Source organism: uncultured Rothia sp. (assembly GCF_916049665.1).
Classification (GTDB): domain Bacteria; phylum Actinomycetota; class Actinomycetes; order Actinomycetales; family Micrococcaceae; genus Rothia.
In genome coordinates, this window is record NZ_CAJZIE010000084.1 from 1 (window position 1) to 7,545 (window position 7,545).

Sequence of the window (7,545 nt, forward strand, 5' to 3'; positions counted from 1 at the left end):
GCAGACCAGGAGGGGCGGCGGCCCTTCTTCGCATCCCCGTACAGGGTGAACTGGCTGACCGCCAGCACGGGTGCGCCCTCATCGAGGAGGGACTTCTCCCCCTCCAGCAGGCGCAGGTTCGCGGTCTTATCGGCAAGCTTCGCAACCTGGGCCGCGCCGTCGCCGTGGGTGATGCCGACCAGCACCAGGTAGCCGGGCCGGTCAATCGCGCCGACCGTCTCGCCGTTCACGCGCACCGCCGCGCGGGTTACGCGCTGAATAACTACTCGCATCGTTCACCTTTCATCATGGAACCGGCCTTCACCGGGCTCATACATCTCACATATTTGTAGCGGGCGCACTGGATCCGTAGCCGCCCCCGGTTTAGCCAGCCGCCTCAGAGCACGCCGCGCAGCTGCACGGCACGCAAAAACTGGTTCGCCGCCCGCGGAGTACGAAACTCAATAAACCGCTTCTGCAGATGCTGCCCGCGAGCCTCCGCCAACAGCTCACCGACGTGCGGGTAGCTCCTCCACGTGTACCGAATCATGTTGTCCGGGTCCCGCAGAATATCCTTCAGCGGCGGCTCCACGTTATCAGCCCACAGCTTCTGACCCGTCACCGCGCGGCGCACCGTCCGGCGAACCACACGCCACATCACCACCGCGCGGCTATAGCGCAGATAAATCACCACATCCGCACGCTCCAGCAGGCGGCCACGCACCTGCGGATACTGCCACTCCGTAATCCACGCGGGCTGCTCAATGAGCGTCTGAACGTCCGCCTCAAAACTAGGGCGCGGAGTCCAGTCCGGGCCCCAATGCAACGAATCCATCTCCGTATGCGGAATGCCCAGGAGGCGCCCCAACCGCGCCGCAAACGTCGTCTTACCGCTACCGCTCGGGCCGGCAATCAGGATGCGCATGCTCCCCTCCCCCTTGATTAGTACACAGATTGGCGCGCACGCCAGTCGATACAAAAGGTGGGCTGCGACCCTGCACCAGCAGAATACACAGCCCACCCTCAACGGCGACCCCGGCAAGACTCGAGCCTGAGCCCCAAAAGCTCAGCGCTCAACGCCCCGCCGGGTTCACGCCGCACGCCTCACACCCCAGCCGGGGCGCAAGACCAAAGACTAGAGAAGATTACTCCTCGTCCTTCTTCTTCGGCTTGAAGTCAACGCCAGCTTCCTTACGCTGCTCCGGAGTAATCGGTGCAGGAGCCGCAGTCAGCGGATCGTAACCGTTACCGGTCTTCGGGAACGCAATAACCTCGCGGATCGAATCAACGCCAGCCAGCAGGGACACAATACGGTCCCAGCCGAACGCAATACCACCCATGGGCGGTGCGCCGTACTTGAACGCATCCAGCAGGAAGCCGAACTTCTCCTGAGCCTCTTCCTCACCAATGCCCATCACAGCGAACACACGTTCCTGCACGTCACGGCGGTGAATACGAATCGAACCGCCACCGATCTCGTTGCCGTTGCAGACAATGTCGTAGGCGTACGCCAGAGCCGAACCCGGGTCGGTGTCGAAGGTGTCCATGAACTCGGGCTTCGGGGAGGTAAAGGCGTGGTGCACGGCGGTCCATGCGGAGTGGCCCAGAGCCACGTCACCGGACTCAGTAGCCTCAGCAGAAGACTCGAACATGGGAGCGTCAACAACCCACACGAAGGACCACTCGCCGTCCTTAATCAGGCCGGTGCGGTGACCAATCTCAACGCGGGCAGCACCCAGCAGAGCGCGGGAAGCCTTAGCCTCACCAGCAGCGAAGAAGATGCAGTCGCCGGGCTTCGCGCCGGTAGCCTCAGCCAGGCCAGCACGCTCAGCATCAGTAATGTTCTTAGCCACGGGGCCGGTCAGCTCGCCGTCCTCCTGAATGAGGACGTAAGCCAGGCCCTTAGCGCCACGCTGCTTAGCCCACTCCTGCCAAGCGTCCAGGGTACGGCGGGGCTGAGAAGCACCACCGGGCATCACAACAGCGCCCACGTAAGGAGCCTTGAACACGCGGAAAGTGGTGTCCTTGAAGTACTCGGTCAGCTCAGTCAGCTCCAGACCGAAGCGCAGGTCGGGCTTGTCCGAACCGTACTTCTCCATCGCATCCTTGTAGGTCATGCGCTGAATCGGGCGGGGAACCTTCACGTCAATCAGGTTCCACACAGCCTCAACGATGCGCTCGCCCAGGTCAATGATGTCTTCCTGGTCAACGAACGAAGCCTCAATGTCCAGCTGAGTGAACTCGGGCTGACGGTCCGCACGGAAGTCCTCGTCACGGTAGCAGCGAGCAATCTGGTAGTACTTCTCAATACCGCCCACCTGCAGCAGCTGCTTGAACAGCTGCGGGGACTGCGGCAGAGCGTACCACGAACCCGGAGCCAGACGAGCCGGCACCAGGAAGTCACGCGCACCCTCAGGGGTGGAACGGGTCAGGGTCGGGGTCTCAACCTCAATGTAGCCGTCCTCGGCTAGCAGGTTGCGTGCCGCACGGTTCGCGTCCGAACGCAGGCGCATGATGCGAGCCGGCTCCGGGCGGCGAAGATCCAGGTAGCGGTAGCGCAGGCGCGCTTCCTCACCCACCTCAACGTGCTCATCAATCTGGAAAGGCAGCGGGGCCGCAGTGTTCAGCACCTCAACGGTGGACACCTCAACCTCAATCTCACCGGTCGCCAGGTTCGGGTTCTCGTTACCCTCCGGGCGCTTAGAAACCTGGCCGGTCACGCGCAGAACGTACTCGTTGCGCAGGTGCTCGAAGTCAGCCTCGTTGTGGAAAACACACTGGGTGACACCCTCACGGTCACGCAGGTCAACGAAGGCGACACCACCGTGGTCGCGGCGGCGAGCCACCCAACCGGTCAGGGTGACGGTCTCTCCAATGTTTGCGGCGGTCAGCTCGCCGTTGGTGTGAGTGCGAAGCACAGACATTCCTTTCATAGCGGGCACCTCACGACTATAGACAGTAGCCGGGTACTCGCGGTTGATGATATGCGCACACTGCGTGCGCCTCATATATTGTATCCCCTCCGGGCAGGTCGAGGGTCAGAAAATGAGTTGAGGAGGCGGGGTGCGGATTTGTGCCATGGTTTAGCGTCTTCTGTCGTAGTTAAAAACCATGGCAGAAGACGCTAACCTATGGTCGAAATTTGTAACGTTAGCTTTACCGCATGAGCAGCCCCCGAAGATGGGCAATGACTTCCTGTTCTTTCTGAAAAATGTCAGCCCAGGTTAGATGCACGACCGTCCACCCGGCGCGGACTAGGGCACGGTCGCGAGCTGCCTCGTACCGGTCCCTGCCGGGGTAATCCACGTATTTCTGTTCACCGTCGAACTCGAGGATGACCCGCGCCTCGGGCCAGACGAAGTCCACCCGATAGTTACGGCCCTCGCATGAAATCGGGTACTGCGTTACGGGGAGGGGCAACCTGTGTTCCATGAGTAGGCACCGGGTGAGGCTTTCACCTGCCGACTCGCTGGATGCATCCACCGCCTGCGCCAGAGCACGCCCGGCTGAACCGCCGTAGCCGGTAAGATTCAGCAGAATCTCGGTTACCTCGTGGGGTTCCAAGAGTCCCCGCCGCATGATGGAGTCAGCGAGGACCACCGCCTCCCGAAAGGGCATGGTGCGAGCGCAATCCTGCAGAGTGCGAGCCACCGTTGTTGCCATGACGGGTGTACCGGGTATTGCAGTCACCGCATTAGGATCAAAACCTCGCCTGTGCCTGCAGATACGCCCCCTATCGGATGGGCTAGTAGCGGTACTGTACACATGCACGATTGAAGGCGCATTGAGTACATCTAGCCCCCAAAGTGCAGCCGCTGATGAGTGTGAAAAGACTCCCTGAAGACCCATGAGGTGGGCGGCAATGCACCGTACCGCGAGCCGCTCATCCGGAGTGAGCGACCGGGCATTACGGGTGTAGATATAGGCTCCTCGCTGAATACGTTGTAGGGTTCCTTCCGCCACCATCGCGCGGATATGCCGGGTTCCAATACCTCGTGAGTTGAGGATGCGCGTGGTGAGCACGAGAGGATACAGCTCGGCGGCGCGTGTGGTTAGGGCTTGTGCGGCTTGGGTTTGGGGCTTCAGGATATTTGCGGTGTTCATAGACTTTATCCTGGCAGTCTCTGCGAAGTTATGGGGGCTGTTCGTGAAATCTGTGGATAACTTCGCTGTTTTTATGGAAATATCCGCTATCCACAGGTTTAGGTTGTATCCCAGAAATTTTGTGCCATAGGTTAGCGTCTTCTGCCATGGTTTTTAACTACGACAGAAGTCGCTAAACCATGGCACAAATTCACATGACAAGGAGTACGAAAAGACCCGCCCGGCAGGGAGGTCAACATCCTCCCCACCAGGCGGGTACACATCCATATGCAGGCTTGCAGTAGCCAAACACTACAGCAGCCAGATATTACGGTATGACAGGTACTTACAGGCCCTCAGCACGCACAATCTGAACGTGCAGGTCCTCAGCCGGCGGCATCCACGAATTCGGATCAGCAGCAACCTGCTCACCCGAACGGATGTCCTTCACCTCATGAACCGGGGCACCCGACTCATCCGACGAAATGAACCACACGAACGGAATGCCGCGCTTCTCAGCGTACTTAATCTGCTTGCCGAACTTCGCGGCGTTCGCCGAAACCTCGCAGGCGATGCCGCGGGCGCGCAGTGCATCCGCAACATCGTTCGCGGCGGACCAGCCCTCATCATTGGTCAGGGCAACGAACACTGCCGAAGGCACCTTACGGCTCGCCTGCGCAAAACCCTGCGACAGGATACGAGCCACCACGCGGGTCACACCAATCGACAGGCCAACACCCGGGTAAGTCTTCTTACCGTTCGACGCCAGCGACTCGTAACGGCCACCCGAGCAGATCGAACCCAGCGACTCGTGACCAACCAGCACAGTCTCGTACACGGTGCCGGTGTAGTAGTCCAGGCCGCGAGCAATCGACAGGTCAGCCAGCACCTTACCCGGTGCGCGGCGGGACGCCTCCTCGATAACCTCAGCCAGCTCGGCAAGACCCTGATCGAGCAGCTCGTGCTCCACCGAATACTTAGCGGCAAGCGCACGCACCTGCTCCACAAAGGATGCATCCTCGGTACGAATCTGCGCCAGTTCCAGGGCGGCAGCGGCAGCATCCGCGCTCGCACCAGCCTCAGCCTGCAGCTCCTCAGCCACACGCTCAGCGCCAATCTTCTCCAGCTTGTCAATAGAACGCAGAACAGCCGCAGTGTCGGTCAGGCCCAGGCCCAGGTAGAAGCCCTCAGCCAGCTTGCGGTTATTCACACGCAGCTTGAACTCAGGAATCGGCAGCTTCGACAGCGCATCAACAACAACCAGCGCCAGAGTCACGTCGTAACGGAACGGCAGCTCGCCGTCGCCAACCACGTCAATATCAGCCTGAGTGAACTCGCGGGCACGACCCTCCTGCGGGCGCTCGCCACGCCACACCTTCTGAATCTGGTAACGCGAGAACGGGAAGTTCAGGTAGCCGGCGTTCTCCACCACGTAACGGGCGAACGGCACGGTCAGGTCAAAGTGCAGCGCCAGCTTTTCCTTAGCCTTCGCGGCCTCGTCCTCCTGCAGGCGAGAAATTGCGTAAACTTCCTTGTCAATCTCACCCTTGCGCAGCAGCTGCTCAATAGTCTCTACCGAACGAGTCTCAATCGGGGAGAAACCGTGCAACTCAAAAGTCTCACGCAAAGTGTCCAGAACATGATTCTCAACCAACCGCTCAGCCGGAAGATACTCGGGAAAACCAGACAGCGAAGCCTTGCGAGCCATACTCGATACTCCTTGACAAAGAACTCGACAACAAAACCCCGGAACACGCCGGGCATATCTACCCATCATACCAACACCCACCCCAGCACAGCACCCACTCCCCCGCCCCACACGGTGCAAACCCGCACAAACCCTCGGCAAACCGTCGACGCGAAGGTTCGCCCACAACACAACACGACCAGACACTACTCACACACACCCCACAGAGGCTATGCTTAGGAGGTGCACACGCACACCCAAACGGGTGCCCACCACGGGGAACAGCGCAAAGGCGCCCCACCCCCAGCACCCCCGAGTGAAAGAGTTATAGCGGTGACTACCAAACCCGACGACACTGTAAACCTCGAAAAGGCACGCCAGTACGGCCGCGTCTCCGAGGACGGCCACGTCTTCGTCATTGTCGACGGCGAAGAATACGCAGTAGGCCAGCTGCCCGGCGCCTCCGAAGAAGAAGCGCTCAGCTACTTCGCCCGCAAGTTTGAAAACGTCGAGGCGCAGGTTGCCTTGCTCGAATCCCGCCTCGCCAACAACGCCCCCGCCGCAGACCTGCAGAAGGGCATCACCTCCATCGGCGCACAGATCGGTGTGCGCAACATGGTCGGTGACTACTCCGGCCTGCAGAAGCGCCTCATCTCCCTCGCAGAGCAGATTGCTGAACTCGGCGAAAAGCAGCAGCAGGCACGCACCGAAAACCGTGAACGCGCCCTCGCCGTCCGTGAAGAAATCGTGGCGGAAGCCGAGCAGATTGCCGGCCAGGACCCCGACCAGATCCACTGGAAGAACTCCCACTCCCGCATGAACGAACTGTTCGAAGCGTGGAAGAAGGCACAGCGCGAAATTCACCTGGCAAAGAGCGTAGAGGACGAGCTGTGGAAGCGTTTCCGTGCAGCCCGCACCACCTTCGACCGCAACCGCCGCGCACACTTCTCTCAGCTCGACGACCGCAACGCACGCATCAAGCGCGCCAAGGAAGAGCTGATTGCACGTGCGGAAGAGCTGTCCACCTCGACTGACTGGTCTGAGACTTCCCGCGTATACGGCGACCTGATGCGCGCCTGGAAGCAGGTACCCCGCGGCCACCGTCGCGAAGACGACAAGCTGTGGGCACGCTTCCGCGCGGCACAGGACTTGTTCTTCAACGCCCGCAACGAAGCCGAAGCAGCGCAGGACGCAGTCTACGCCGAAAACCTCAAGGTCAAGGAAGCACTGCTCGAAGAAGCACGCGCACTCCTGCCCGTCGAAGACATTGAGGGCGCGAAGGCAGCCTTCGAGAAGATTCTGGACCGTTGGGATGCGGCAGGCCGCGTACCCCGCAACGACCTGCGCCGCGTCGACGGCGAACTGCGCCGTATTCAGGACGAAATCAACGGCGCCGAAGAGGCAAAGTGGAAGCGCAACGACCCCGCCAAGGCGGCACGCGCGAACTCCCTGCTCGCACAGATCGAGGACTCCCTCGCCGAGCTGGAAGCAGAGCTCGCAGCAGCTGAAAAGGGCGGCGACTCCAAGAAGATCGCCAAGGCTAAGGAAGCTCTGGAGGCGCGCCGCGCCTGGGCAGCAACTCTGCAGGGCTTCGGCAACTAAGGTCGAGCCGACGGTCTGAATAACGCCGAGAAGCCACATGACCACTGCCCCTATTGCGGGGCGGTGGGCGTGTGGCTTCTTTGTGTTTGTGGAGTTTATGCGCGCCCACACCCGGTGCAGATGGGGCAGTTCAGGGGTTTTCGATAGGTTAGTGTCTTCACTGCGGGTTAAAGACCCACGGCGAAGACACTAAC

General features: G+C 60.6%; 6 protein-coding genes. 1 reads left to right on the forward strand and 5 read right to left on the reverse strand.

What is annotated here, in order from left to right:
* The 5 genes from QZ540_RS07630 to hisS all read right to left on the reverse strand — a co-directional run.
* On the reverse strand, window positions 1-272 hold a 272-nt coding region (locus tag QZ540_RS07630), incomplete at its 3' end, for a D-aminoacyl-tRNA deacylase (RefSeq protein ID WP_294628936.1).
* 104 nt (window positions 273-376) lie between these two features.
* Window positions 377-904, reverse strand: a complete 528-nt coding sequence (locus QZ540_RS07635) for an adenylate kinase (protein ID WP_294628938.1) — start codon at window positions 902-904, stop codon at window positions 377-379.
* 220 nt (window positions 905-1,124) lie between these two features.
* Window positions 1,125-2,897: an aspartate--tRNA ligase gene (aspS, locus tag QZ540_RS07640; RefSeq protein ID WP_294628940.1), complete on the reverse strand. Its 1,773-nt coding sequence runs from the start codon at window positions 2,895-2,897 to the stop codon at window positions 1,125-1,127.
* Between the two features lie 238 nt (window positions 2,898-3,135).
* Window positions 3,136-3,543, reverse strand: a complete 408-nt coding sequence (locus QZ540_RS07645; RefSeq protein ID WP_294628942.1) for an endonuclease domain-containing protein — start codon at window positions 3,541-3,543, stop codon at window positions 3,136-3,138.
* A gap of 865 nt (window positions 3,544-4,408) precedes the next feature.
* Window positions 4,409-5,770 (reverse strand): histidine--tRNA ligase, encoded by a 1,362-nt coding sequence (gene hisS / locus QZ540_RS07650; RefSeq protein ID WP_294628944.1) that lies wholly within the window; start codon window positions 5,768-5,770, stop codon window positions 4,409-4,411.
* A 312-nt stretch (window positions 5,771-6,082) separates the two neighbouring features.
* Between hisS and QZ540_RS07655 the strand changes: the two genes are divergently transcribed.
* On the forward strand, window positions 6,083-7,351 hold the full coding sequence (locus QZ540_RS07655) for a DUF349 domain-containing protein (RefSeq protein WP_294628946.1): 1,269 nt from the start codon (window positions 6,083-6,085) through the stop codon (window positions 7,349-7,351).
* Window positions 7,352-7,545: the final 194 nt, after the last annotated feature.